Origin of the sequence: Microcoleus sp. AS-A8, from assembly GCA_039962225.1 — a bacterium.
Taxonomy (GTDB): domain Bacteria; phylum Cyanobacteriota; class Cyanobacteriia; order Cyanobacteriales; family Coleofasciculaceae; genus Allocoleopsis.
In genome coordinates this window covers 38,386-63,820 of the sequence record JAMPKV010000002.1, presented here as the reverse complement: position 1 = coordinate 63,820, position 25,435 = coordinate 38,386, and the positions used below count along the sequence as shown (strand labels likewise).

Below are 25,435 nucleotides of genomic sequence, written 5' to 3'. Positions count from 1 at the left end.
TGCTCAGTTCGATTCTCCCTGCAAGACTATAGACCTCACCTTCGGCGGAAATTTTCTTTTTTGCCGTTCAATGTCGAGCCATAATTCTCAACCGAGATGTTTAATTAGGAATATAATTACTGACTTTTCGGGAGATAACAAAAATGGATAAGCCTCCATTTCATGATGAATTTACTCTATCAGAAACAGCCGTAAAACTGGGTAAACGAGCAATGGATTTAGGGCTAATTCCGAGTTTTGTTGTGCGTTATTTCTCGGATAGCCAGCAATTTTATATTCCTGATGAAAAGAAAACCGATCCTTATACGCCAGAGGAAGCTTACCTGCGTCTCAAAAAACTTGTTGAGTCATCAGGTCAATAATCCTCTTTATTCTCAGGTCAGGAAAGGTAATGGTTTTGGGAATTTCAGGCTACTTCCTAAAATCTCGATGATCTAATCTCGATAATCTAAAAAAACAGCCCATTAACTTTTGTGGCATCTCAACTCACCCAAGGAGGAAAATCCTATGTTTCTCAAAGATAAAACTGACGGAACTCTTGTCGAAATTCTTGACATGCAAGCTTTGATTGACCCCAATAAAAATAGTATTTCTGGACAAACTCAAGCTGGACAAGAAGAGCAGAATCCTGAAACGTTTGATAAAGCACAATTAAAATTCCCCTCTGGGGAGGATTTACCGCTCTGTTGGAGGGATGTCAACTATCCCAAAGAGTAAAGCTAAACTTGAAAGAGTTTAAGCGGTTGTACTAAAGCAAGGCGTTGGCTATGCCCACTATGTAGCCGCGCCATTCGGTAATGATAAAGTTGATCATTTTTGGTTAAATAATTTATTTTTTGACGCTGATAAAATCCTCCATCGTTTGAGTTTTCCTCTTCTTTTAGATAGATGAAAGACAGGGGAGAACTACTCAATCTTAGGTGGTTTATATAACTAGATTGGAGGAATTTTAATGGCAACGAACGGAAATTCACAAGCCATCAGTAACCTTGAGTACGATTTGCTCACCGTGTTGCAAAGCAAGTCGGAAGCACTTAAGGCATACGATTAAGTATATGGAAGATGCAGAATCCATAGGTTCTCAACCCTGGGTTGCTCTATTCAAGAAGTTACAGCAGCAGGACATGCAGCAAGCTCAAGAAGTGCGCCAACACCTTCAGGAAGTGATGCAAAAAGGTAAAATGTAGTTAGAAGGTTTAATTGATACTCTTGAACAGAGCCTCTCTGGGGACAGGGAGACTTCTTTGCATTGTAACCAGAATCTCAAAGACAAGGCCAAGGAGGCAAGGAAACCTAAATCAACGAGAAAATAAGCTTGACGCTTGTTAGCCAAACTATTAGATACTTTAGAGTGGAAAACGGATAAAAAACTCCAATAGCAACTCAAAAAGTACCTCAGTATGCATATAAGTGAAATTACTCATCCCAACCAGTTGCACGGCCTGTCGATTCGTCAACTAGAGCAAATTGCTCGCCAAATTCGCGAGAAGCATCTGCAAACAGTAGCAGCAACTGGCGGTCACTTGGGCCCAGGGTTAGGGGTTGTGGAACTCACCATTGCTCTGTATCAAACGTTGGACTTAGAGAACGATAAGGTACTCTGGGATGTTGGACACCAAGCCTACCCCCACAAAATGCTCACAGGGCGGTACCACAACTTCCATACCCTGCGGCAAAAGGATGGGGTAGCCGGTTACTTGAAGCGTTGCGAGAATAAATTCGATCACTTCGGTGCGGGCCATGCCTCTACCAGTATTTCTGCGGCGCTGGGAATGGCGATGGCGCGAGACATCAAGGGTGAGAACTTCAAAGTCGTAGCTGTGATTGGTGATGGTGCCCTAACAGGAGGTATGGCACTCGAAGCGATTAACCATGCTGGACATATGCCCAACACCAATGTTTTGGTGGTTCTCAACGACAATGAAATGTCGATTTCCCCCAACGTCGGGGCGATTTCCCGCTACCTGAATAAGGTGCGCTTAAGCCCACAAATACAGTTCCTGACGGACAATTTGGAAGAGCAGTTTAAGCATCTGCCCTTTGTCGGCGAATCATTGTCCCCAGAGTTGGCACGCGTCAAGGAAGGAATGAAGCGTCTGGCGGTACCGAAGGTGGGGGCGGTAATTGAGGAACTCGGCTTTACCTATATGGGACCCGTGGATGGTCACAATCTGGAAGATTTGATTTCTACCTTCAAGGCCGCACACAGCCACAATGGCCCCGTACTGGTGCATGTGGCAACCGTAAAAGGCAAAGGATATGCGATCGCAGAAAAAGACCAAGTCGGCTACCATGCCCAAAGTCCCTTCGACCTCGCCACCGGCAAAGCCATCCCTGCCAATTCACCTAAGCCTCCTAGCTACTCCAAAGTTTTTGCCCACACCCTCGTCAAGCTTGCCGAAAACAATCCCAAGATTGTCGGCATTACGGCAGCAATGGCAACAGGCACGGGTTTAGACAAACTCCATGCCAAACTCCCCAAACAATACATTGATGTAGGTATTGCCGAACAGCACGCCGTTACACTGGCGGCAGGTTTGGCTTGTGAAGGCATACGCCCCATTGTCGCTATCTATTCCACCTTCCTGCAACGCGCCTACGACCAAATCGTTCACGACGTGTGTATCCAAAACCTCCCCGTCTTCTTCTGCTTGGATCGGGCAGGAATTGTCGGTGCGGATGGTCCCACCCATCAAGGTATGTACGACATCGCCTACCTGCGCTGCTTGCCCAACATGGTGTTGATGGCACCCAAAGACGAAGCTGAACTCCAGCGAATGCTCGTCACGGGTGTCAACTACACAGATGGCCCCATCGCCATGCGTTTCCCTCGTGGCAATGGCTATGGTGTTCCCCTGATGGAGGAAGGATGGGAAGCGCTACCCATTGGCAAGGGAGAAATCTTGCGGAACGGGGATGATGTGTTGATCGTGGGTTATGGGGCGATGGTTCATACCGCGATGCAAACCGCCGAAATTTTGAGCGAACATGGGATTGAAGCCACGGTAATTAATGCCCGTTTTGCCAAGCCTCTGGATACCGAATTAATTCTGCCCTTAGCACAGCGGATTGGTCGAGTGGTGACTTTAGAAGAAGGTTGTATCATGGGCGGCTTTGGTTCGGGTTTAGCCGAAACGTTGCTGGATCATAATGTTGTAGTGCCCGTCATGCGGCTGGGTGTTCCCGATCTCTTAGTCGAGCACGCCAAACCGGAGGAATCGAAGGCAGAATTGGGGCTGACACCATCACAAATTGCGGAACGTGTGCGGAATACCTTCATTCCCCAGATGGCAGCGATGAGTCAGTAGTTCATCACTGAGTCTAGAAACTGTTGGTAAGTTTTGTAGAGGCGCGATACATCGCGCCTCTATTAGCTATAGAGGTCCTCAGTTGTGTACGGTACAGTTTTAAAATCTCTCCTAGAAGAGAGGCTTTGAGATTAGCCCCCTTCCCTTTTAGATTTGAGGCAACAAACCACTCCAGGCACAGACTTCGCCGAGAAGAGAATGAGAGGAAATCAACAATAAAAGGGGTTAACGAATCCTGCAAACCTAAAAGATAAAGAATACAGTATTCATAGAGTGGGTTCCATCCATATAAAACCTTATACTTTGTGATGATGTCTAAAAGCCCCGTGTACCCAGTAATCTGGCACGAAGACCATGTTTTACTGATTGACCAAACCCGATTGCCAGCCAAGTACGCGATTGTGGAAATCAGTCGCTATGAGGATATGGCAGAAGCCATTAAAACCATGATTGTCCGGGGAGCTCCTGCCATTGGTGTGGCAGCCGCCTACGGCATGTATTTGGGCGCACGGGAAATTCAGACACAAGAGCGCGAAGCTTTCTTAAGTCAGCTAGAAGACGTGGCTCAGGTGTTGCGCTTAACTCGCCCCACTGCTGTGAATTTGTTTTGGGCGATCGCACGAATGCTCAAAACGGCCTATGAGACAATTGGCTCAGTGGAACACCTAAAAGCTTCGTTGCTGAAAACGGCTCAAGCGATTCAGTTGGAAGACTTACAAACTTGTCAGATGATTGGCGATCGCGGTTTGGAAGTGTTGCCCAAGAACCCGCAGCAGTTATGTCTTCTCACCTACTGTAATACTGGAGCGCTAGCTACGGCTGGATATGGTACAGCATTGGGTGTGGTACGATCGGCATGGCGGGAAGGACGCTTAGCAAGAGTCTATGCTTCAGAAACCCGTCCTCGTCAGCAAGGGGCAAAGCTCACCTCCTGGGAATGTGTCCATGAAGGGATACCCGTTACCGTGATTACCGATAACATGGCAGCTCATTGCATGAACCGGGGAATGATTGATGCTGTTGTTGTGGGTGCAGATCGGATTGCGGCGAATGGGGATACGGCTAACAAAATCGGGACTTACAGTTTAGCGATCGTTGCCAAAGCTCATAATATCCCCTTCTATGTAGCAGCTCCCCTCTCTACCGTAGATTTTGAATTATCCAATGGAATGGAAATTCCGATTGAAGAGCGCCATCCTTCGGAGATTTATCAAATTGGCGAGACGTTAGTTTGCCCCCCTGGAGTCGAGTTTTATAACCCGGCTTTTGATGTTACTCCGGCTAAGTTAATCACGGGAATTATTACCGAAAAGGGTGTGGTTACGCCGAGTGAGTTGCAAAACTTACAAGTCATGCAGCCCGCTTAATTGAATAGATTTAGCTCCCCGGCTTCTTTAAGAAGTCGGGGATAGACGCTTCAGTGCGCTTGGCGATCGCAACCCATCTTCTTAGATGCCTAGAATAGAGTTATCCAAGATTGGGTTGAGCAAGATATGGAAGCTCTTGTAGGTACCGTCGCTGCTTTAATCATTCTGGGCGCTGCCGGACTCAAAATCGACCGGGAATACGAGCGAGGTGTTATCTTTCGATTGGGTCGCTTAAGTGGCGTTAAGGGACCGGGAATGTACTGGGTTATTCCTGTGTTTGACCAAAAAGCTCAAGTCGATGTCCGCACCAAAACAGTCAGTATTGAACCCCAAGAAACGGTGACGGCTGACAGTGTCACCATTAAAGTCAATGCTGTTCTCTACTATCGCATTATTGACCCTTCTAAGGCGATCACGAAGGTTGAGAATTACCAATTAGCCGTTTATCAAGCCGCTTTAACAACCTTACGAAATGTCGTCGGTCAAAATATCCTAGATGATGTTCTGCAAAACCGCGACAAAATTAACACCAAAGTTCAAGAAATCGTTGATGAAATCACTGAACCTTGGGGCGTTGTAATTGAGCGGGTGGAAATGAAAGATGTGGAAATTCCTACCAGTATGCAACGGGCGATGGCGAAGGAAGCCGAAGCTATTCGGGAAAAGCGTGCTCGTCTTATTAAAGCCGCCGCAGAGCAGGAAGCTTCAATTAAGTTAGCCGAAGCCTCTAAGCTGATTGTGCAAAACCCCGCTGTCTTAGAATTGCGGCGTCTGCAAATGCTCACCGAAATTGGGGCAGAAAATAACACCACGACGGTGATTATGATGCCGTCGGATTTAATGTCCTTAACCCAGCAAATTACTAGTGGGCTTCATCAGAGTAATCAAGCCGCACCCGCGATTCCGTTCCAGCCCAATGGCATCGTTAGTGTTGAGCCACCTGGGGATGGCGTCCCAATAGACCGGTCATCAACCGCAAAGCTAGAACCTTCAACGGTTGAACCGTTCGCAGCCCCCATAAACCCAGCCGCCGAACCGCTACCACGGGCAACCAGCGATTGGAAAATAAGCGATCCAAAAAATCAGTAAATCCTAAAATTACCAGGTTTTCTGTTTTCCGCCAACGTTCGTAGCGCTTTAATATCCGAATGTCTCCAATATCTTCACCCCGCTGATGAGCGTCGTGTAGCACTTGGGCTAAAGCCGCAGCATCTCGGATACCGAGGTTCATTCCTTGTCCGCCGACGGGATGACAACAATGAGCCGCATCACCAATGAGTGCAAGTCGGGATTGGGTGTAGCGATCGCTCTGCATCAACTGTACCGGAAACAGGAGGCGATCGCTATCTAATTCCAAATGCCCCAACAGCCCTCCCGTGCGGTGTTCCAGTAAGGCTAGAAACTCTTTTTCATCCAACTCTTTTAAAGCTTGTGCTTCCGCGTGGGGTGCCGTCCACACGACTTGGCAGCGATTATCAGGTAGTGGTAACACTCCCATTGGGCCACTAGGCCAGAAGCGTTCAAAAGCTGTGTTATTGTGTGATTTTTCAGGTTTAATTCTTACTGTCACGCAAGATTGCCAGTACTTCCAGCCGTGAGTGCCAATCCCGGCGGCTGTGCGAATGTGCGATCGCGCCCCATCTGCGGCTACAATTAAACGCGATCGCAACTGACGAATCTCTCCATCTACCCTAACCTTGATTTCTACGCCAGACGGTTGATACTCAACGTTCACCACTTCAGCCGGACACAGCCAGCTAACATTGGGACAGTCTGCCAAAAACTCATATAAGGATTGCAGCAGGGGACGATGTTCTCCTACATAACCCAAATCATCCATCCCTAAATCACTGGGATGGAACTGTACGATACCAGGATGATCGGCATCGGAGAGGCGAATTTGCTGATAGGTTGTAATTTGGGGCAGTATCTTATCCCAAACTCCAATTCCCTGCAATATGCGTCCCGATAGTAGAGAAAGGGCGTAAGCTTGTCGCCTTGCTACAGCTACAGACGGAGGTTGGGCTTCAATTAACAGCACACTCAGCCCGGAGTTTTTTAAAGCACAGGCTAGTGTTGCACCAACGATTCCGCCACCTGCGATCGCTAGGTCATAATCGAAGTTTGTATGGGGTAGAGGGGGGGTTTGAGTGAGCTGTTCCAGCGCCATTTTCCCGAAATTTTGTCACCAATAGGAATATTTACTTTTCTTTATTGTGACGCGGGCAGCTAGAGCGGGCAACTCAGAGCTACTTAATGGTTGGGGAAAGAACCCCTCCCCAGCCCTCCCCTTGGTAAAGGGAGGGAGCCTGAGTTTTCTTGCTTCCCCCAAGAATAAAAGCTGCTCCTTATATTCCTCCCTTGATAAGGAGGGCTAGGAGGGTCAAAAGGGGCTGAGGGGGTAATCCAGAAGAGGTCTGTTGTTTATCTGATAGAAAGCTGGCGCTTGAGGATACTCACCACTTCACCGGGATTGGTTGTGGGTTGCAAAGGACTCCACTCACGTACCTCGGCAAACCTGAGACGATACAAGGTTTGAATGATGTTGTTGACTCCTTTGGGAGAGCCAATGAGCAGGATTTTGACAGGTTCTCGGTTTGAGGTGGGTTCAGACGAGGGTGACGGGGAGACGGGAATGGCAGGCGTTTCGGTGGCATCGGGGACAAATTCTTCTGTCATGGGGGTTCACCTGATTTGTAGCTAAAGACAGTGTTACCAAATTTGGTAACTGCTAATAGCATACCCGATGTTACCAATATTGGTAACATTTACTGTGTCATACTCCTCTGACACGATGTCCTTTGGACGCAAAGCGCGAACAGAGGCATGGGAAGAGCAGGGCAAGCCCTCAAGCAAACATTGAACTCTTATGGCATCAGCCAGAATAAGTTGGCAGTAGCTTTAGGCGTGGAGCGAAACAAAGTTTTTCGCTGGTTTCATGAGCAAATAGACCCCACGGCTGAGACAGTTGCAGATATTGTCAAAGCGCTTAACGAAATCAATCCTGCCGCCGCCGAGAAGTTTATTGAATTGTATTTAGGTGATTTGGTTGATGATGGTGAACGGTAGGGGCTAAGGCTTCCGTATCCTCACCAGGATGTATCTGTCACTCCTGCTATTTGTGAGTGCTGATACCGTTGCAAAGCTGCTTATCGTTCTCTGGGGCGTTGTACTTCAAATAATCCTCCACCCAAGCACAAGCATCCTGCATGAGTGGAGCTAGAGTTAAATCTTCTAAATTCCACAGAATTACAGTTTTGTCATCACTAGCAGAGGCAGGCATCTTGCTGACAGGGTTGAACACTACGCTATTGACTCCTTTAGTATGCCCTGTGAGGGTTTGCTGTTCTTTCCACTCTTTCCCTTCAATGCTCCAGAGTTTGACAGTGCTGTCATTGCTAGCAGATGCAATCGTCTTGCCGTCGGGGTCAAACGCTACGCTAATGACCGCAGCCTCATGCCCTGTGAGGGTTTGCAGGGCTTTCCCCTCAGTGTTCCACAGCTTGATGGTGCCGTCCCGACTAGCAGAGGCAATCGTCTGACCATCTGGACTAAATGCTACCGCCCACACTGTATCAACATGACCCTTGAAAGTTTTCAGTAGCTGACCTTCAAGACTCCAGAGTTTGATAGTTTTGTCATTACTAGCAGAGGCAATCGTCTGACCATCGGGACTGAACACTACGTTTTTGACCCATTCAGCATGACCCTTGAAAGTTCTCAGTAGTTTACCTTGAGTACTCCAGAGTTTGATAGTTCTGTCATTACTAGCAGAGGCAATTGTCTGACCATCGGGACTGAATGCTACCCCCGATACCGCAGCGCCATGCCTAGACAGAGTTCTCAGTAGCTGACCTTCAAGACTCCAGAGTTTGATAGTTGTGTCATCACTAGCAGAGGCAATCGTCTTACCGTCAGGACTCAACGCTAAGCCTTTGACTCTATCCTTGTGTCCCTTGAGGGTTTGGAGTAGCTTACCTTGAGTACTCCAGAGTTTGATAGTTGTGTCATCACTAGCAGAGGCAATCGTTTTACCATCAGGACTGAATGCTACGCGCCACACTCTCTTCTTATGTCCCTTGAGAGTTGGAAGTACCTTTCCTTCAGAACTCCATAGTCTAATAGTGCTGTCCCCACCAGCAGAAACAATCGTCTTACCATCGGGACTGAATGCTACGCCTCTGACCCCATCACTATGTCCCTTGAGGGTTTGGAGTAGCTTACCTTGAGTACTCCAGAGTTTGATCGTATTGTCATCACTAGCAGAGGCAATCGTTTTACCATCCGGACTAAATGCTACACCCCACACCCATTCGGTATGTTCCTTGAGAGTTCTCAGTAACTTACCTTGAGTACTCCAGAGTTTGATAGTGTTGTCATCACTAGCAGAGGCAATCGTTTTACCATCAGGGCTGAACACTAAGCTAATGACCTCATCATTATGTCCCTTGAGAGTTCTCAGTAGCTTACCTTGAGTACTCCAGAGTTTGATAGTTTTGTCAGCACTAGCAGAGGCAATTGTCTTACCGTCCGGGCTGAACACTACGCCTCTGACCTCCTTATCATGTCCTTTGAGAGTTCTCAGTAGTTTACCTTGAGTACTCCAGAGTTTGATAGTTTTGTCACTACTAGCAGAGACAATCGTCTTACCATCGGGACTGAATGCTACGTCTCTTGCCCAATCACTATGTGCATTGATAGTTCTCAGTAACTGACCTTGAATATTCCAGAGTTTGATAGTTTTGTCAGCACTAGCAGAAGCAATTGTCTTACCGTCGGGACTAAACGCTGTTCCCCGCACACGATCGGTATGCTTGTCGAGGGTTTGGAGTAACTTACCTTGAAGATTCCAGAGTTTTATAGTGTTGTCATCACTAATAGAAGCAATCGTCTTACCGTCAGGGCTAAACACCGCAGCGTTGACATCAGTCAAATGTCCTTGTCCTACCAAGCGATTGTGTTCTCTGAGCGTAGTTCCATAAATTGCTTCCTGAAGCGCTCTTAAAACTATACTCTCGGTTTTCTTGTCGGTTATCTTTTGTTTCTGAATCTGTTGAAGCTGCTCTCCAGCCCTAATCGCTTCAATCAAACCCTCGAATTGCCGATTTGATTTAGAGAATAACAATGAATACTGCCCCAAAGAATTTATTTGAGCTATTTTGGCTTGTCTCCCCTGATTACCAGCTTCCACACCTGCGACAACAGCAACTCCCGCTACAACACTCACCAATCCGAGTAGCGATCGTAAGATAATGATCCGCCATTTTTCTCTTTTTCTGGATGCTTCAATTGCCTTCCAACTGGCTGTTATATATTCTTTTTGTAATCGAGTCGCGACGGGTTGCTTCTTTTGTTTTTCCGCTTCCTGCAACCAATTTTGAGCAATGGCAAATTCATTACCCCGCAACAGCAAATCAGCACTTTTATCTTTCTCCTGCCATTCGATCGCTCGTTGCAACCATTTCGTATGATTGTGAACGTGTTCCCGATCAGTATCAAGCGTTCTCACCAACTGATTGAAATTGGCATTAAAATCCCGCTCATTCTGATTAAAATCAATCCACTGTACCTTGGCTAATTCTGGATGCAAATCGCTGGGATTTACCTCCCGATGCAGCAACGTCACGAACCGTTTATTTAACGAAGCTGCATACTCCACCTCGTCCTTACAATAAGGTGAATTCACCGATCGCGGTGACAGAATAAACAAAAAGTTGTCACATACTTTAATTCCGCGATAAATCTCCTGCTGAAAATCACTTCCCGATGCAATACTTTCTTGGTCAAACCAAGTTGTCTTGCCCTGAATCTGTAAGCTATCATTCAGCTTTCGAGCAAAATCCGCGTCAGCACGGGAATAGGAGACAAACACATCCAGAGACTCAGCAGGCGGTTGCCGCAGACTTTCGGCAATAAATTCTTCCTGTAAGGGCGTGGGTGGATGCTGTGTCCTTTTCTGTGCAACCTTTAACCAAGTTTCAGCACTCCGCAAGTTATACCCTCGCAGCAGAATGCTGGGATTCTCATGCTGTCGCTTCCACTTCAGCGCTTTAGTCAACAGAATTTTATGTTCATTGTAGTAAGCCGCATCCTGATGAAAAATCTTCAACAATTGACTTTCATCGAGCAAGTAATCGTCTTCCAACACATTGTCTGTGAGGTCGATATACTGCAAAGAACGCAACGCAATCGGCACCTGATTTGCTTCAGTTTCTTGCACCAACACAGGAATAATCCGCTTGTGCAGTGACAATGCTAAGTCCAATTCTTGCTGACAAAAATCTGAATTTATCGAGTCCGTTGAAAGCAGATAAACCACATTATCTGCTTGTTCAATCCCCCGCTTAATCGCCTCCTCAAATGCTTCCCCCGTTTGAATATCCGTCTTATTCGTCCAAACTGTGATACTCTCCCGCCTCAAGCTATTGCGAAGCTTCTCCATCGTCGCCCTATCCTCTTCGGCGTAGGAGATAAACACCTGCGTCATCAAGTTATTCGCATTCTTGATACTTTCGGTAATGTATTCGCAATGCAAATCAGTAGGAATACAAGGCGGTTGCTCGTCTTTAAAGTGTATCTTTAGCCAAGCTTCTGCTTGTTGTCGTTCTTCCCCAACTAACAGATAGCTCGTTTGTTTTTGATACCTCTCCCACTCCAAGGCTTTGGCTAAAAATTGGGTATGCTGCTCGACATAATCGTGATGTCTGCCCAACAGATTCATTAAGCCTGTAAAAGAAGCCTCAAAATCATCTATCCCCTCTCGAAAATATACCCAGTTAATCTTCCCAATCGCTGGATGCATATTGGGAAAACTCGAATGTAATCCCTTCGCTTTATAAGCTTCCCACTCTTGAATCGTCCCTTTAGGAAATCTCTGCTGCCAAGTTTCCTGATTAATTTGTTCAACGTGCAACAGTGGAATAATGCGTTTATTCAGCTTAATTGCTAGCTCAATTTCTTTGCCGCAATAGGGCGAATTAATCGAATGTGGTGCAATGATAAATAGGAAGTTATGCGCCTTCTCAATGCCATCATCAATTTGGTTTTGAAAATCGACCCCAAGGGGAATATCATTTTGGTCAAACCAAACTTTTAACCCTTGTTCCAGCAAGCGGGCATAAAGTTTTGTAGCAAACGCTTTACTATCTGCTCTCCCGTAGGAGATGAAGGCATTAAACAAATTTTTCATGTAAACGATCTCGATTTGGCAAAGGTACTCCCCAAAGGAACGAGAGTATAAGATTCACAGATTGGCTTGGGTTGTATTGTTGTTAAGGATGCACCTTTGTCCGATTGAGATATCGCACAAAAAAAGCTCAAGCGTTTCAACACAAATTGAAACGCAAAATAAATTCATCTTAAGACGGTTGACACAATACTCTCTTTTTATACGACTATATCAAAATTGCTAGGGAAAGTGTCTATCTTGAGTGAAAGCTTCAGAGAACAAAAAGCTTTCCTCTATCGAGACGGGAACCAAGATGAACCCACTGCGTAGAGGACAGCTTCAATGGAGTATATTCCAGCCGCTACACCATCGTCAGCGACATCAACTCATCTGCCATCTCAAAGTTTGCAGTCACACTTTGCACATCATCCAAATCTTCCAAAGCATCCATCAACTTGAGGAGCGATCGCGCTAAATCTGGCTCAGTTACTTCTATCGTATTGCTCGGTATCCAACGCAACTCTGCCTCACGCACCGGCAAGCCTTTTTCCTTCAATGTTTGATTCAGGATTTCCAGATTGCTGACTTCAGTAAACACCTCCGCTACCGGGGTGTCCTCCTCCTCCGATAGCTCATAAGTCTGGGCACCCCCTTCCAAAGACGCTTCCAACAACTGCTCTTCCGCCACAGCACCAGCCAGAACAACGACGCCTTTTTGCTCAAACATCCAGGAGACGCAACCAGTCTCACCGAGATTACCCCCATTTTTCGTGAACGCCGCCCGCAAATCAGCCGCCGTGCGATTGCGATTATCTGTCAGCGCCTCAATTAAAATAGCGACACCGCTAGGGCCATAACCTTCGTAGCGAATTTCTTCCAGATTGTCGTTATCGTTGCCCAGTTGTCCAGAACCTTTAGCAATCGCCCGATCAATATTGTCGTTGGGGATTCCCGCCGCCTTGGCTTTGTCAATAGCGGTACGTAGCCGGAAATTACCTTCCGGATCAGGAACACCCATGCGAGCCGCAACAATAATCTCCCGTGAGAGTTTAGCAAAGGTTTTCCCCTTTACTGCATCCACTCTCGCTTTCTGACGCTTAATATTCGCCCATTTACTGTGTCCTGCCATAGCTTCAAAACTAAATCGAGGTTCTCGGCAAACGATAAATATTCCGCCTGTGTCTGACGGTACATTTCCGAGTTTACCGAATTTGGAGTATTTACTTAACCTTCTAACCTTCAACCCTGTGTCTGATGACTCACCGATCAAATCGGCAGCACAACTCTCACCGTGGTTTGTTTTTCGGGTATGCTCTCCAGGGTTAATTCTCCACCTAGCAGTTGAGTCAGGCGTTTAGCAATCGCCAGTCCTAAGCCTGAACCTTGTTGTTCGTAAAGTTTACGCTCAAATTGCATATACGCTCCTACTTGAGCAATTTGCGCGGCTGTCATTCCTCTGCCGCAATCGGTTACGGATAAAGTAAACATCTGCTCCATTGGAGCGGCAAAGATGCGAACGGGTGTGCCTGCCAAAGAATACTTAAAGGCATTATTAACTAGTTCTTCAATAATTTTTTCTAGTCTAACTTTGGCAATCTGAACGCTAGAATCTTGCAATTCCAACTGTAAATCGGCTTCTCTACCGGCCTGATGCGCTTGACGAATACTAATCTCTTCGATAACTGAAGCTGCTGAACTAACCTGACCGTTTTGCAATGCCTGGATTTGCTCAGAATCTGTAGTCATGAGTTCCAGTTCTGCATACAATAGAAAATTTTGAATCAGCCTTAATAAACGTTCAGCCGATTTATGAATTCCTTGCGCCATTTCCCCAACTTCTTGGCGTTCCAAAATATCCGATTCCTCTACCAAAAGTTCGGAAAGACCAAGAATAACATTTAAGGGAGTTCGTAGTTCGTGAGGCAGGGATAAGGTAATGCTGTTACGTAACTCATCTAATTTTTTCTGAGAATGCTTCTCCAACGTGGCTTTTTTTTCAAAACGAACCGAAATAGCTCCCAGTAATTCCGTTCTAGTAAATGGCTTCGTCAGGTAATCATCTGCACCCAGAGACATCCCCTGACGTAGATCCATTTTGTCCGATTTTGCCGTGAGAAAAATAAAGGGAATCGTTTCGGTAACTGGGGAAGAGCGCAAGGCAGTCAAGACCCCAAAACCATCCAGTTCGGGCATCATCACATCACAAATAATCAAATCGGGCAGATGAGTATTCGCTAACTCAACACCTACTTTGCCATCTGCCGCACCAATTGCCTCGAAATCTTCAGCATCCAGCAAGTCCAGGAGATTCTCTCGCACGGATTGCTCGTCCTCAATCACCAAAATCTTCTTCATCGCTTTATCTTTTCACAATCCTCTACTTGCTTGAGTTAATGGGGAGTGGTAAACGCTTATTCTTCTTTAGTAATTGTTCAAAATCATGGCTAGGCAAGGGGCGACTGAACAAATAACCTTGCATTCCATCACAGTGATTTTGGCAAACAAAAGAAAGTTCTGCTTCGGTTTCGACGCCCTCTGCCATCAATTTAAGATTTAGAGTTTTGGCCATTTCAATAATGGCTTTAGTAATGGCTGCATTGTTGGGATTGTCCGTAATATTCTGGATGAAGCAACGGTCAATTTTTAAGATATCGAAGGGAAATTGCTGCAAGTAACTTAAAGAAGAATATCCGGTGCCAAAATCATCAATGGCGATTTCCACACCGAGAGACTTTAAGGCATTTAACCTCCGGATTGCCACCTCTGTATTGTGTACCAACATGCTTTCAGTGAGTTCTAATTCGATATATTTAGGGTCTAGTCCTGTTTCCATGAGGATAGCAACTAACTGATGGCGCAAGTCAATTTGACTGAATTGACGGCTTGATAAGTTTACGGCTATTCGTAAATGACTAAAACCCGCATTTTGCCAGACTTTGGTTTGCTGGCAAGCGGTCTTCAACACCCATTCTCCAATCGGTACAATCAGCCCCGTTTCTTCCGCGATCGGGATAAACTTATCGGGTGATATAAGACCCCGATCTGGATGCTGCCAACGCACGAGCGCTTCTGCACCGACAATTTGCCCCGTTTTCAAATTTACTTGAGGTTGATAGTAGAGCAAGAGTTCTTGGCGTTCTAAGGCATGTCGGAGACTGCTTTGTAAAGCAAGACGATCCGAAGAGCCGATGTTAAAGGCAGTGGAGTAAAACTGATATTGATTGCCTCCATGTTGCTTGGCTTGAGTCAATGCTGTATTGGCATGATTGAGTAATTGTTCAATCTCTGTACCATCACGGGGATAAAGAGCGATGCCAATACTAGCGGTGATAAACAGTTCTTGATTCGCTAACTCAAAGGTTTGGGAGAGGCTGTTCAGGAGAGTTTGGGCAAGATTACCTACCTCTCTTTTATACTGTGTAGAACAGGCATCTTGCTGAGCGAACGCTAGGATAATGGCAAATTGAGTGGTATTTAAGCGAGCCACTATACCTAGGCTGCCAACACAAGTCTTGATCCGTTCAGCGACGGCTTTGAGCAATACATCAGCTACAGCCTGACCCAGGTTATCGTTAATCTGGTTAAATCGGTCTAAATCGAGAGACAGAACGGTTACTAATTTTTCATTGCTGATATCTTGGGATTGTACCTGCTTAAACTGCTCTCGCAAGGACAGTTGATTCGGTAAGTGAGTCAAACTGTCATGGTGAATTAAGTAATTGATTTCTGCTTTGGCTTGTTGGAGTTCGGAGTTGTAGAGGGTTTCGAGAGTAGCTTGTTTTTTCAATCGGCTGGTGATCGCACCTAAGAGTTCTGCTCTCGTAAACGGTTTGGTAATATAATCATCAGCTCCTAATTCCATTCCCTGACGAAAATCCGCTTTCGCCGCTTTCGCCGTTAAAAAGATAAAAGGAATCGAAGCCGTGAGTGCGTCTTGACGTATCGCTCTCAGAACGCCGTAACCGTCTAATCCAGGCATCATCACATCGCACACAATCAAATCAGGAATGATGCCTTTGGCTAAATTGAGTCCGACTTGACCATTTTCTGCGCCAATGGCCTCAAATCCTTCCACATCGAGAAGTTCTAGGATGTTTTCCCGGACGAAATCTTCGTCTTCAATCACAAGAATTTTTTTCATGAGCGGGTTCCAAGTTGTAGATTGGTAGTGTGACTGTAAACATAGTGCCTACCCCGATTTCACTCTCCACGGCAATCTGACCTTGGTGGATATCAACACACTTTTTAACGATTGCCAGACCCAGACCTGTCCCTGCAATGGTGCCAACATTCGTTGCCCGATGGAAGGTTTCAAATAATCTCTGTTGATCTTCGTTCGGAATTCCGATACCGCGATCACGAATTTGAAAAACAACCTGCGTTTCCAAGTAGCTGAGTGTAAACTCAACACGGCTACCGCTAGAAGAGTACTTCATGGCATTGCTCAGCAAATTCTCTAAAATTTGCCGCAACAGCTTTTCATCCATGTAGAGCTGACGAGGTGTTAGCGTAGCGGGATGTAGTCCAATAGTGAGGCTGTGGTTCTCCTCCTGACATTGAGTTGAGGCCTTCTCCATCGCTGCCGTCCCCGGATGCACTCCGGCCTCATTTTCTCCCTGACCTACTTTACCTTGAGCAGCCCCTAATCTCCAGTCACAAGTAAAAATAATTTTGTGCTGACTGTTGTCATTGAGTTGCAATTCTTCCACCAAATTATGGCAGAAATTTTCTAAATTTAAGGGAACTAAGTGTAACTTAATTTTGTCTGCTTCTGCCTTCCCCAAGATTAAAACATCATTCAATAGCTTGGTCATATATTTGACCGAGGATTGAATGCGATACAGATGAGTAAGCTTCCTCTCCTCTGTCCATTTATAGCCGTAATGTTCCAATAATTCAGCTGAAGAGTGAATCGTGGTCAGAGGTGTCCGAAACTCGTGAGATGTCATGCTGATAAAGCGAGATTTGAGTTCCCTCAGTTCCTTCTCCTTCTCCAACGCTTTGCGAATTTCCCCTTCTGCTTGCTTGCGTTGAATCATTAAACCTAATTCTGTTGAAGCCGCAATGAGTTCAATTAACCGTTGGTCTTCGTCCTTGGATTCAAACATATAAAAGACGAGAACCGCCAGGACTCCATCAGTGGTCAGCAAGGGAATTCCCAATGCAGCTTTAAGACCTGCTTCCTTGGCGATCTGAGCACGCAGATAAATTTGATTGGATTCGGCTGACACATCACGTCGCCACTCAGGGTTTTTGGCGACCCAGACCCGTCCTGGTAAACCCACATCGGGGGCAAATGTCAACGACTCGCTGGCGTTGCGGAATCGCTCTAGACTTTTGGTCTTGCTGAACCAGGCAGGACTGCATTCCAGCACAGTCCCATCGGCTTTCGGCACCCAAGCTTCGCCAAAATCCCACCCTGTGGCTTCACAGACTTTCTGGAGTGCCACACCAAGAGCTGCATAAAAGTCTCGTGACTCAAAGATTGCCCGCGTAATAGAGTGCAAGAACTGGACTTCCTTCTCTGATTCCTTGCGTTTAGTGATGTCTCGATCAATCCCGCGATAACCCCGAAATATACCTTTGGCATCAAAAATCGGAACGCCACTGCGTTCGAGAACCACCAGATAACCGTCCTTATGGATGTTGGTATTTTCCAAACAGGTGAAGGGTTGGCGCGAGGCGGAAAGTTGAGCAAAAAAGTCAGTAACACGCTGACGTTCTTGGGGTGGCATGAAGTCAAAGGTCGTTTTGCCTAAAACTTCTGAAGCTTTGTAACCTAACAAGCTCTCAACCTTAGGGCTGGCATAGGTATAAACAGCATTTTCATCGGCTTCCCATACCCAATCACTGCTGGTTTCGACTAAATTGCGAAACCGTTCTTCACTCTGCTTGAGTTGCTCCTGTGCCCTGTAACGCTCGATAATCTCGGCTCTAAGGATGCGGTTCGCCTCCCTTAAGGCGGCTGTGCGCTCTGCCACTCGGATTTCTAAGGCATCATTGAGTTGTTCTAGGGCAACTCGTACTTCTACACGCTCGGTGATATCCTGTACAATCACAGCAACTTCATCAGCTCCACTTTTAACAATGCGAGCTTCAAAGTGATGGGATTTGCCATTTACCCAAAGATGATACTCAACGAGTTGCGTTTCATTGGTTTCAAGGGCTAGCTCAACATGATGCCAAATCAGCCCTGCCACCTCAGTCGGCAAGACTTGATGCAAATGTCGCCCAATGATTTCAGTCGTAGAAACCGATAGAGTATCCTGTTTGGCAGCTTTCCAATCTAAATAAATGCCATCTCGCGTCACGCGAAATATGGCATCGGGTATAGCTTCTAATAGGGCATGGTTTCGGGCAACACTGGCTTGTAATAGTCTCTGACTCTCGTACAAGGCTCTTTCGCTCTCTTGCCGGTGTGTGAGTTCCGTTGCAGATCGCTGCACTAGCGTCGTAAGGACTAAGGCGATCGCACACTGATCAGCAATAGCTTGCACAAAGGCAATTTCCTGATCAGTCCATTCCCGTTGATACTCACACTGATACAGGGTAATTCCACCCAGGTAAGTTGAGGAATGCAATAAGGGCACAATCAAGATTCCACAAAGACTATTTTCCTGGAGCGCGTCCTGAATCGTGGCGGAGATTGGTTGACCCGTGCCAGGGAAACTGACCGATTTTCCCTGAGTCAGCCAGGAATGATAGTACTGGTAAAACTGATCGCATATACGAGAGAGACGTTCAGCCGAAATGACTTTAGTATTTTGTTGAGCTATTGCAACCTTCACTGATCGCGCCGCTACACCCTGTCCGAACTCGTCCTCTACCGCCCTACCTGGGGTAGCGTCAAATTGAACGATTAAACAGCCACTCACTGACAAAGTATCTTGTAGCTGTTGAGTGATGGAGTGTAGCACGTCATCGAGAACCAGCTTCCCCAGTGCCGCTTGAGCAATTTGGTTAATCATTGCCGCCTGAACGGTGACAAGATCAGAAGCAATCGCCCCCTGCTCCAGGGTCGAATGGATCGGTAGAGGGTTAGATGAGGTAGCCATAAGTCGCAACAGATGGAGAGCGAGCGAGGACTGAAAGATAAGCGGGATAGGCGATTGGGCTATCGGTCACGAAGGAGAGTGGAGACTTAACAGAAGTATTAGGGATTAATTTCGTAAATTTCTGTCCTATCGGCCTAATCCCCATACGTCTTCAGTTCTAGGTACTTATCTGCTCTCGATTTGAGCGGCTGGCGATGGCGCGTCCAGGAGTACTTGCTTGATCGTGTCTAGCAGTTCCACAAGGGTAAACGGCTTGGTAATATAAGCATGAGCGCCCAATTCCAGACCTAGGCTCAAGTCTGTTTTGGCGGCTTTGGCGGTCAGAAAGATGAACGGAATTGACGCTGTCTTCGGTTCGGCTCGTAATCCTGTGAGAACACCATAGCCGTCGAGTTCTGGCATTCGGACATCGCACAAGATGAGATCGGGAAGTTCTTGGTGGGCTACAAACAAACCTATGCGACCATTTTTCGCGGCTAGTGCCTCAAACCCTTCCGTGTCTAGCAATTCCAAAATGTTCTCCCGGACGCTTTCCTCATCCTCAATGACCAAAATCTTTGTCATTCGTTTCCTCCATTGGTCGTTAGTCGTGCGATTGCCCGTGGGAAGCGAAACATCATGCCTACACGCACTCGCTCTATTCCGGCAATTTTGTAAGGCGTGAACAGCGATCGCCCTCTGCTTATGAATGGCTTCTTGTAAATTGTTGCATAGCCACGTATTACAATCCCTCGTGGAAAATACGGGGGTATGTGCTTTTCTGGCTGACGAGTTCTCAGTAAATTTACGCTTGAATTTAGTCGCGATTTGTCTATCTATAGCTATGGCAGGCGAGAAAGCTCAAACTTTTGCAAAAAAAACGGAAAATTTTGGGTTCCGTATCTCCCAATGGTTAGCCTTGGGGATTTGTCTATTGATCTTGGCAGGATGTCAGCTACAGGGACGTCCGGATGATCCGGGTAGGATGCACCTAACGTTGTGGCATGGGGTGAACCCTCCTCATAATCGTGATGTTTTAGAGGAGTTAGTCGCTCAGTTTAATCGTCAGCATCCCAAGATTCAGGTGACATCACTCTACGTAGGGCAAGAAGACCAGCAGACACCCAAAATTCTAGCCAGTGTTGTCGGCAATGTCCCTCCAGATATGCTGTGGTTTAACCCCACGCTTACGGGACAGTTGGTGGAACTGAATGCCATTCGTCCCCTCGATGATCTATTGGCGACTTCATCAGTCAAAGGCGAAATTGATCCAGCCTTGTTTGAATCCATGGAGTTTTCGGGTCATATCTGGTCGCTGCCGTTTGGGACAAATAATGCGGGAATTTTTTACCGACCCTCTTTGTTTAAGGCCGCAGGGATTACCCAACTGCCCAAGACTTGGGAGGAGTTGCGGCAGGTGGCGAAAAAACTCACGGGTGATTTTGATGGTGATGGTCGGGTGGATCGGCATGGAATACTCTTGCCTTTGGGTAAGGGTGAGTGGACGGTATTTATGTGGCTACCGTTTATGTGGAGTGGTGGCGGTGAGTTGATTGCAGGGGGAATGGAGAGAGATGATCTCCTCCAACCCATGTCTCTTCAACTGGCTACACATTCAGATCCCCCCCTTAAAAAGGGGGGGAGAAAGATGACCTCGACATCTATTGAGCCGATTGAGGAAAACGGGATCAAATCCAACAACGCAATCCAAAACGTCCCTCAGTTTCCAGTCCTTTCAGGAGTCAATTTAGTGAATGAGGGGGCGATCGCGGCGCTGCAATTCTGGCAGGATTTAATCAAGGATGGCTCAGCCGTATTGTCGCTGCCAGAACGAGGATATGAGATGGATGGCTTCCTTGCAGGTAAGGTAGCCATGCAGTTTTCTGGCCCTTGGACGTTGGGACAGCTACAAGCGACAGGTGTTGATTTCAGCGTTTTTCCCATGCCATCTGCGGCACAGCAGGCTACGGTGATCGGCGGTGAGAATTTATTTTTGTTTAAAACAACCCCTGAACGTGAACGGGCGGCATTTACGTTTGCTGAATATGTGATGGGACAAGAGTTTCAGACGCAGTGGGCGATGAGGACGGGCTATTTGCCTGTAAATCTCAGGGCACGTCAAAGTGAGACTTATCAAACCTTTGTGGAGCAGCAACCGATCGCCAAGGTGTTTCTGGAGCAAGCGGGATTTGGGCGATCGCGTCCCATCTTGAAGGGCTACCCTCGGATTTCTGAGCATTTAGGACGTGCGATCGAGGCTGTACTCTTGGGTAAAACTTCTCCCAAGCAGGCACTCGAAAAAGCCCAGCGACAGTTAAACCTAATTTTCCGCTAAGCCAATACGGGTAATAACACTGACCTCTACCTGTAAGTTACTGAGATTAGACGCTCCAGTCCTCTGCTAATAGCAGATGCGAAATTTTCCTTCCCTACTTCTAGAAGCATTAGTTTGTATCCTTAGCTACAAAACCACCCCAAAAAAATCTAACTTCCGACATATGACGAAGGATAGGTGGTAATACATAAGTATTACGGTCATAAAGGTAAATAAAGATACCGATAAAATACTTAACCTTTAAGATCTTGTGTTCATGAGTTCACCTTGGCAAAATCCGCTCCCCGTAGGAGAAGAGGCAAAAAATCGAGTTGTGGTCTACTTTCATAGCGATCTATGGATTCCCATGACCTGTTTCTGCTTGAATGAAGCGATCTCGCTTTACCGTAAGGCAATGCGGCATGACAAAGAAATTTTCGTCTTTCCTCTAGGCTTAGATTTAGAGACTAAAAATATTCTTTCTCATGAATTGTCAGACTTGCCGGGTGAGTTTGCGGTTCCTGATCGAGAACCCAACATGGCAGCTTAAGAAATAGCCCAATCAGAGGTTCATCTACATTATTTTGAATCACACTCTACTGGGCTAAAGCCAGTATCTGTCAAATTCTAGAGGCACAAATAGCCGCGCCAATTAACCCAACCTGGGGGTTCAAGACGACACGGACTGACACCTTTTCCAGTAAAGGACTTACCCGACCTTTTTGACCAAATGCCCGCAAGAAATTACCCTCTTGAATCAAGGGTAAGATTTTGGCTGCAATCCCTCCAGCTACATACAGACCCCCATAGGGCAGTAGTTTCAATGCGAGATTACCCGCCTCAGCACCATAAGCTTCAACAAACATTTGTAACGTTTGCTCACAGAGGCGATCGCGCTTTTCTAAAGCCGCTTGAGCGATCACGGCGGCGGGGTCTACACTTTTCTCCGTGCGCCCTGTCTCCCGTTCCCAGGTTCTAATTATCTCCCCAATTTCTGGCGATTCATGAGCCACCTGACGGTCTCTGAGAAACTGGTAAAGTGCGACTATCCCCTGACCTGACACAACTCGCTCTACGGAAATGCGCTGAATATCATACTTATCTCGTAAGTATTGCAAAAGCTGAAATTCTAGCTCATTGCGGGGAGCAAAGTCAGCATGACCGCCTTCGGAGGCAAAGACTTGATAACCTCCCGCCTGTTGAATCAGAAATCCCTCTCCCAAACCTGTACCCGCACCAATCACTGCAATAGGAGCATCGGTTTGATCGGTTGCCGCTTGTAGCGTACACAGGTCTTTGTCTTCTAAACCGAGGATACCGTAACCCACAGCCGCAAAATCATTGATTAAGTGGATTGTGGCAATGTCGAGTTCTTGTTCCAAGCGTCTAGCGTCCAAGAACCAAGCCAGGTTAGTCAGGACACAGGTATCGTTGACCACAGGGCCTGCGATCGCAAAACAAGCTTTTTCCGGGCGAACTACCATGCCCAACTTTTGCTTCACTGCCAACAAGAACTGTTGCACGATTGGCACTAAGTCCGGAAAGTCGCGGCTGAGATAACGCGACTCATGAAGAGTTTGCCAGGATGACCCTGAGGACTTTTCTACCAAACGCAGAATCGTTTTAGTGCCACCGATATCTCCTGCCAATAGTAATGTCATTTATGGAGATTCTCCCCCTGTGTTCCCTTACCACAGGCATTTTGCCATGTAACAGAAATTTGTAAAGTCCGCCGCAAGAAAGGTTCAATGAAATCGGATAACTTGTTCCTGTTGACTGAGGTGAGAAGTATCACCGTTGAGTTCCATAACCCATTGTTGTTCTTGGCGCACAAGTTTAACCAGGCAGCACAAAGAGGCTTTCACTTCAGGGGTTCCACCCACGAGTCCCTGTGTACAGCCCACCACTGAAGCGCCGTGACCGACCAGTAGGATATCTTCTGAGAATTCAGCCGTCAGACGTTGTACGGTTTGAGCCGTTCGTTGCAGCACCATCTCATTGGTTTCGGGATAGTGAGCCATCACGCGGGAAGTATAACTGGGATTAATACGCGGAAAGCGCTCTTGCAGTTCAGCAATAGGCAGCCGTTCGGGCACAGTTGACATCCATTCTGGATTGAGCCATTCACTAAGACCTGACTCTAGCTGAATGGGTAAATCCAGGATATTCGCTACTTCATTAGCTGTTTGCACGGTTCGCAAAAAGGGTGAGGCGAAAATAGACACGATGCCTTCCCCAACAAGGCGTTGACCCAGTTGTTTGGCTTGTTCAATGCCATCCTCGGAAAGGGGGGGATCGTAAGGTCGCTCGGCGGTGTTAAACCATTCGGGGTTCACAAAGTCGAGGCGGTTTCCGTGTCTCGCTATCCAGATGGTTTGGCTCATGAATTTCGTTGGCTCATTCAAATCCGGCTTCCGACCCGATGGGGGAGCCTGTGTCTGCACAACCTCGGTTTGGTCGGTCACAATACTAAGTCACTGGCATTAGCATATCAGTATCAGTTGCCGTGACAGAGTGATTTGGATGCTCCTTAATGCAGACTAGCAGCAAATAATCCACCAGTTTTTTTCTAGTTGTTTGTCCCATCCTCGTATGAGTTCCGGCTCCCACTCCCACTCTTCCTCACTCCCCGCGTCTCCCACTCCTTTCACCTCGTTGCTGGGAAACTTTCGCTGCCTTGCACTTAAGCTCTATACTGCGGAGGCTGAGATATTAAGATTAGGGTGCTGCTTGTCACCTTGCTCTCATTTTGTTTTCCAGGATGCAATCTTTTGCCTCTTGCCTGGGTACCCTTATACAAAGCCTGGTCTTCCTAAAACAGTACCTGCGGCTGATTTAACATAGCTCTTCTGTTTCCCTTAATAAATGTTACAATAATTAAGGTTGTGCGGCTCAATCAAAAAGTTTTATGACAAAGCTCATGCCGGGAAAGGCGAAAACTGATGTGTTCGCCTTAGCAGCAGATTTGTTGCATCGAAAGAATGCTGGCTATAATGCCTGTCAAGTTACCCTAGGCAAGCCGTAGCCAATCATGAAACATAAATTAATTTTTTTCTCATAGAGATTAAAGTTCACTAGTTCCTTGAGTGAACCGAGCCTCAAAGTCAACCTGTTTGTTTTACATCCATCTATACTAGATCGAGCTCTATGAAAACTGCTCAGACCTCTACAGACCTAGTCCGTACTTACCTGCGAGAAATTGGGCGTGTACCGTTGCTGACCCATGAGCAGGAAATTCTTTATGGAAAGCAGGTGCAGCGGTTAACGGCCTTGCAGGACGTGAAAGAATCCCTATGGCAAGATCTCGGTCATGAGCCAACGATGGAGGAATGGGCAACAGCCACGGCACTTTCTCCAAGCGAGTTAGACTCTTACATTAATGCTGGTGAAATAGCCAAGCGCAAGATGGTGGAGGCAAATTTGCGGCTGGTGGTTTCAGTGGCCAAAAAGTATATCAAGCGCAATGTAGACCTACTGGACTTGATTCAGGAAGGCACGATTGGTATGCAACGAGGTGTGGAGAAATTTGACCCCACCAAGGGCTATCGGTTTTCCACTTATGCTTATTGGTGGATTCGGCAGGCGATTACCAGAGCGATCGCGGAAAAAGGTCGCACGATCCGGCTGCCAATTCATATTACCGAGAAACTTAACAAAATCAAAAAGGCTCAGCGCTATCTGGCCCAAAATCTGGGACGAGCCGCGACTGTCGCCGAGTTAGCCCAAGAACTGGATTTGACGCCCAAACAAGTGCGAGAGTATCTGGAACGCGCACGTCAACCCCTGTCCTTGGATCTGCGTGTCGGTGATAATCAGGATACAGAATTGGTCGAGTTACTGGAAGACACTGGCCCCTCGCCAGAAGATTTCGTGACTCATTCCGCGATGCAAGTGGACTTGGAGAAGCTGATGGCAGATTTAACGCCTCAGCAACGGGAAGTGCTGGCGCTCCGGTTTGGCTTAGAAGATGGACAACCCATGACTTTAGCCAAAATTGGCGATCGCCTGAATATCAGCCGGGAGCGAGTCCGACAAATCGAACGGGAAGCACTCTCTAAACTTCGTAAGCGCAAAGGGGATATGCGAGAGTATATCGCGGCTAGCTAGCCAGTTAAAGGTTGAGGTTGGAACTTTAAAGGCTTAAACTCCCTGATGAACCTGTCACCTGCAATCCCAACAGGTAAAAGAATCCGATGTATTTGGTTCGGTTCCACCCCCTGTGTAATTCGTTCGCTCTTGTTACA

At 46.8% G+C, this 25,435-nt stretch carries 18 protein-coding genes and 1 pseudogene; 9 read left to right on the top strand and 10 right to left on the bottom strand.

Annotation, left to right across the window (positions count from 1 at the left end; genetic code table 11):
- Positions 1-143 precede the first annotated feature (143 nt).
- The 5 genes and pseudogenes from NDI48_03490 (at position 144) to NDI48_03470 (ending at position 5,311) form a co-directional block, all read left to right on the top strand.
- Positions 144-362 (top strand): hypothetical protein, encoded by a 219-nt coding sequence (locus NDI48_03490; GenBank protein MEP0830265.1) that lies wholly within the window; start codon positions 144-146, stop codon positions 360-362.
- 145 nt (positions 363-507) lie between these two features.
- Positions 508-717, top strand: coding sequence for an acetyltransferase (locus tag NDI48_03485; protein MEP0830264.1), 210 nt, complete (start codon positions 508-510; stop codon positions 715-717).
- Between the two features lie 683 nt (positions 718-1,400).
- Complete coding sequence (gene dxs / locus NDI48_03480; protein MEP0830263.1) at positions 1,401-3,308, top strand: 1-deoxy-D-xylulose-5-phosphate synthase; 1,908 nt, start codon at positions 1,401-1,403, stop codon at positions 3,306-3,308.
- A 308-nt stretch (positions 3,309-3,616) separates the two neighbouring features.
- A complete protein-coding gene (gene mtnA, locus NDI48_03475; protein ID MEP0830262.1) occupies positions 3,617-4,675 on the top strand; it encodes an S-methyl-5-thioribose-1-phosphate isomerase in 1,059 nt (352 codons plus the stop codon).
- A gap of 255 nt (positions 4,676-4,930) precedes the next feature.
- Positions 4,931-5,311 (top strand): annotated as a pseudogene (locus tag NDI48_03470) (SPFH domain-containing protein).
- Positions 5,312-5,600: 289 nt separating this feature from the next.
- Here NDI48_03470 and NDI48_03465 read toward each other — a convergent pair.
- Both NDI48_03465 and NDI48_03460 read right to left on the bottom strand, forming a co-directional pair.
- Positions 5,601-6,845, bottom strand: coding sequence for an FAD-dependent hydroxylase (locus tag NDI48_03465; protein ID MEP0830261.1), 1,245 nt, complete (start codon positions 6,843-6,845; stop codon positions 5,601-5,603).
- Positions 6,846-7,099: 254 nt separating this feature from the next.
- Positions 7,100-7,354, bottom strand: coding sequence for a hypothetical protein (locus tag NDI48_03460; protein ID MEP0830260.1), 255 nt, complete (start codon positions 7,352-7,354; stop codon positions 7,100-7,102).
- 147 nt (positions 7,355-7,501) lie between these two features.
- Here NDI48_03460 and NDI48_03455 point away from each other — a divergent pair, with 147 nt between their 5' ends.
- A complete protein-coding gene (locus NDI48_03455; GenBank protein ID MEP0830259.1) occupies positions 7,502-7,744 on the top strand; it encodes a helix-turn-helix domain-containing protein in 243 nt (80 codons plus the stop codon).
- Positions 7,745-7,790: 46 nt separating this feature from the next.
- Here the strand turns inward: NDI48_03455 and NDI48_03450 are convergent, their stop codons facing one another.
- From NDI48_03450 to NDI48_03425, 6 genes are all read right to left on the bottom strand, one after another.
- Complete coding sequence (locus tag NDI48_03450; GenBank protein ID MEP0830258.1) at positions 7,791-11,864, bottom strand: TIR domain-containing protein; 4,074 nt, start codon at positions 11,862-11,864, stop codon at positions 7,791-7,793.
- A 340-nt stretch (positions 11,865-12,204) separates the two neighbouring features.
- A complete protein-coding gene (locus tag NDI48_03445; GenBank protein MEP0830257.1) occupies positions 12,205-12,972 on the bottom strand; it encodes a YebC/PmpR family DNA-binding transcriptional regulator in 768 nt (255 codons plus the stop codon).
- A 137-nt stretch (positions 12,973-13,109) separates the two neighbouring features.
- The gene (locus NDI48_03440; protein ID MEP0830256.1) at positions 13,110-14,198 is read right to left on the bottom strand and encodes a response regulator; all 1,089 of its coding nucleotides are present in this window, start codon (positions 14,196-14,198) and stop codon (positions 13,110-13,112) included.
- Positions 14,199-14,220: 22 nt separating this feature from the next.
- Positions 14,221-15,984, bottom strand: coding sequence for an EAL domain-containing protein (locus tag NDI48_03435; protein MEP0830255.1), 1,764 nt, complete (start codon positions 15,982-15,984; stop codon positions 14,221-14,223).
- A complete protein-coding gene (locus tag NDI48_03430; protein ID MEP0830254.1) occupies positions 15,962-18,898 on the bottom strand; it encodes a PAS domain S-box protein in 2,937 nt (978 codons plus the stop codon). The genes NDI48_03435 and NDI48_03430 overlap by 23 nt, the downstream gene beginning before the upstream one ends.
- Before the next feature lie 165 nt (positions 18,899-19,063).
- Positions 19,064-19,462, bottom strand: a complete 399-nt coding sequence (locus tag NDI48_03425; GenBank protein ID MEP0830253.1) for a response regulator — start codon at positions 19,460-19,462, stop codon at positions 19,064-19,066.
- A gap of 259 nt (positions 19,463-19,721) precedes the next feature.
- Between NDI48_03425 and NDI48_03420 the strand changes: the two genes are divergently transcribed.
- Together NDI48_03420 and NDI48_03415 are read left to right on the top strand one after the other, a co-directional pair.
- On the top strand, positions 19,722-21,212 hold the full coding sequence (locus NDI48_03420) for an ABC transporter substrate-binding protein (protein MEP0830252.1): 1,491 nt from the start codon (positions 19,722-19,724) through the stop codon (positions 21,210-21,212).
- 256 nt (positions 21,213-21,468) lie between these two features.
- Entirely contained in the window at positions 21,469-21,741 is a 273-nt protein-coding gene (locus NDI48_03415) for a hypothetical protein (GenBank protein ID MEP0830251.1), read from the top strand.
- Between the two features lie 70 nt (positions 21,742-21,811).
- Here NDI48_03415 and NDI48_03410 read toward each other — a convergent pair whose 3' ends face one another.
- A complete protein-coding gene (locus NDI48_03410) occupies positions 21,812-22,852 on the bottom strand; it encodes a glucokinase (GenBank protein MEP0830250.1) in 1,041 nt (346 codons plus the stop codon).
- 84 nt (positions 22,853-22,936) lie between these two features.
- On the bottom strand, positions 22,937-23,575 hold the full coding sequence (locus tag NDI48_03405) for a histidine phosphatase family protein (GenBank protein MEP0830249.1): 639 nt from the start codon (positions 23,573-23,575) through the stop codon (positions 22,937-22,939).
- Between the two features lie 763 nt (positions 23,576-24,338).
- Here NDI48_03405 and NDI48_03400 point away from each other — a divergent pair.
- Entirely contained in the window at positions 24,339-25,298 is a 960-nt protein-coding gene (locus tag NDI48_03400; protein ID MEP0830248.1) for an RNA polymerase sigma factor, RpoD/SigA family, read from the top strand.
- The last annotated feature ends 137 nt before the right edge of the window (positions 25,299-25,435 follow it).

Coding starts and splice junctions, on each gene's coding strand:
- NDI48_03490 (MEP0830265.1), top strand. CDS start 144: ATGGATAAGCCTCCATTTCATGATGAATTTACTCTATCAGAAACAGCC.
- NDI48_03485 (MEP0830264.1), top strand. CDS start 508: ATGTTTCTCAAAGATAAAACTGACGGAACTCTTGTCGAAATTCTTGAC.
- dxs (MEP0830263.1), top strand. CDS start 1,401: ATGCATATAAGTGAAATTACTCATCCCAACCAGTTGCACGGCCTGTCG.
- mtnA (MEP0830262.1), top strand. CDS start 3,617: ATGATGTCTAAAAGCCCCGTGTACCCAGTAATCTGGCACGAAGACCAT.
- NDI48_03465 (MEP0830261.1), bottom strand. CDS start 6,845: ATGGCGCTGGAACAGCTCACTCAAACCCCCCCTCTACCCCATACAAAC.
- NDI48_03460 (MEP0830260.1), bottom strand. CDS start 7,354: ATGACAGAAGAATTTGTCCCCGATGCCACCGAAACGCCTGCCATTCCC.
- NDI48_03455 (MEP0830259.1), top strand. CDS start 7,502: ATGGGAAGAGCAGGGCAAGCCCTCAAGCAAACATTGAACTCTTATGGC.
- NDI48_03450 (MEP0830258.1), bottom strand. CDS start 11,864: ATGAAAAATTTGTTTAATGCCTTCATCTCCTACGGGAGAGCAGATAGT.
- NDI48_03445 (MEP0830257.1), bottom strand. CDS start 12,972: ATGGCAGGACACAGTAAATGGGCGAATATTAAGCGTCAGAAAGCGAGA.
- NDI48_03440 (MEP0830256.1), bottom strand. CDS start 14,198: ATGAAGAAGATTTTGGTGATTGAGGACGAGCAATCCGTGCGAGAGAAT.
- NDI48_03435 (MEP0830255.1), bottom strand. CDS start 15,984: ATGAAAAAAATTCTTGTGATTGAAGACGAAGATTTCGTCCGGGAAAAC.
- NDI48_03430 (MEP0830254.1), bottom strand. CDS start 18,898: ATGGCTACCTCATCTAACCCTCTACCGATCCATTCGACCCTGGAGCAG.
- NDI48_03425 (MEP0830253.1), bottom strand. CDS start 19,462: ATGACAAAGATTTTGGTCATTGAGGATGAGGAAAGCGTCCGGGAGAAC.
- NDI48_03420 (MEP0830252.1), top strand. CDS start 19,722: ATGGCAGGCGAGAAAGCTCAAACTTTTGCAAAAAAAACGGAAAATTTT.
- NDI48_03415 (MEP0830251.1), top strand. CDS start 21,469: ATGAGTTCACCTTGGCAAAATCCGCTCCCCGTAGGAGAAGAGGCAAAA.
- NDI48_03410 (MEP0830250.1), bottom strand. CDS start 22,852: ATGACATTACTATTGGCAGGAGATATCGGTGGCACTAAAACGATTCTG.
- NDI48_03405 (MEP0830249.1), bottom strand. CDS start 23,575: ATGAGCCAAACCATCTGGATAGCGAGACACGGAAACCGCCTCGACTTT.
- NDI48_03400 (MEP0830248.1), top strand. CDS start 24,339: ATGAAAACTGCTCAGACCTCTACAGACCTAGTCCGTACTTACCTGCGA.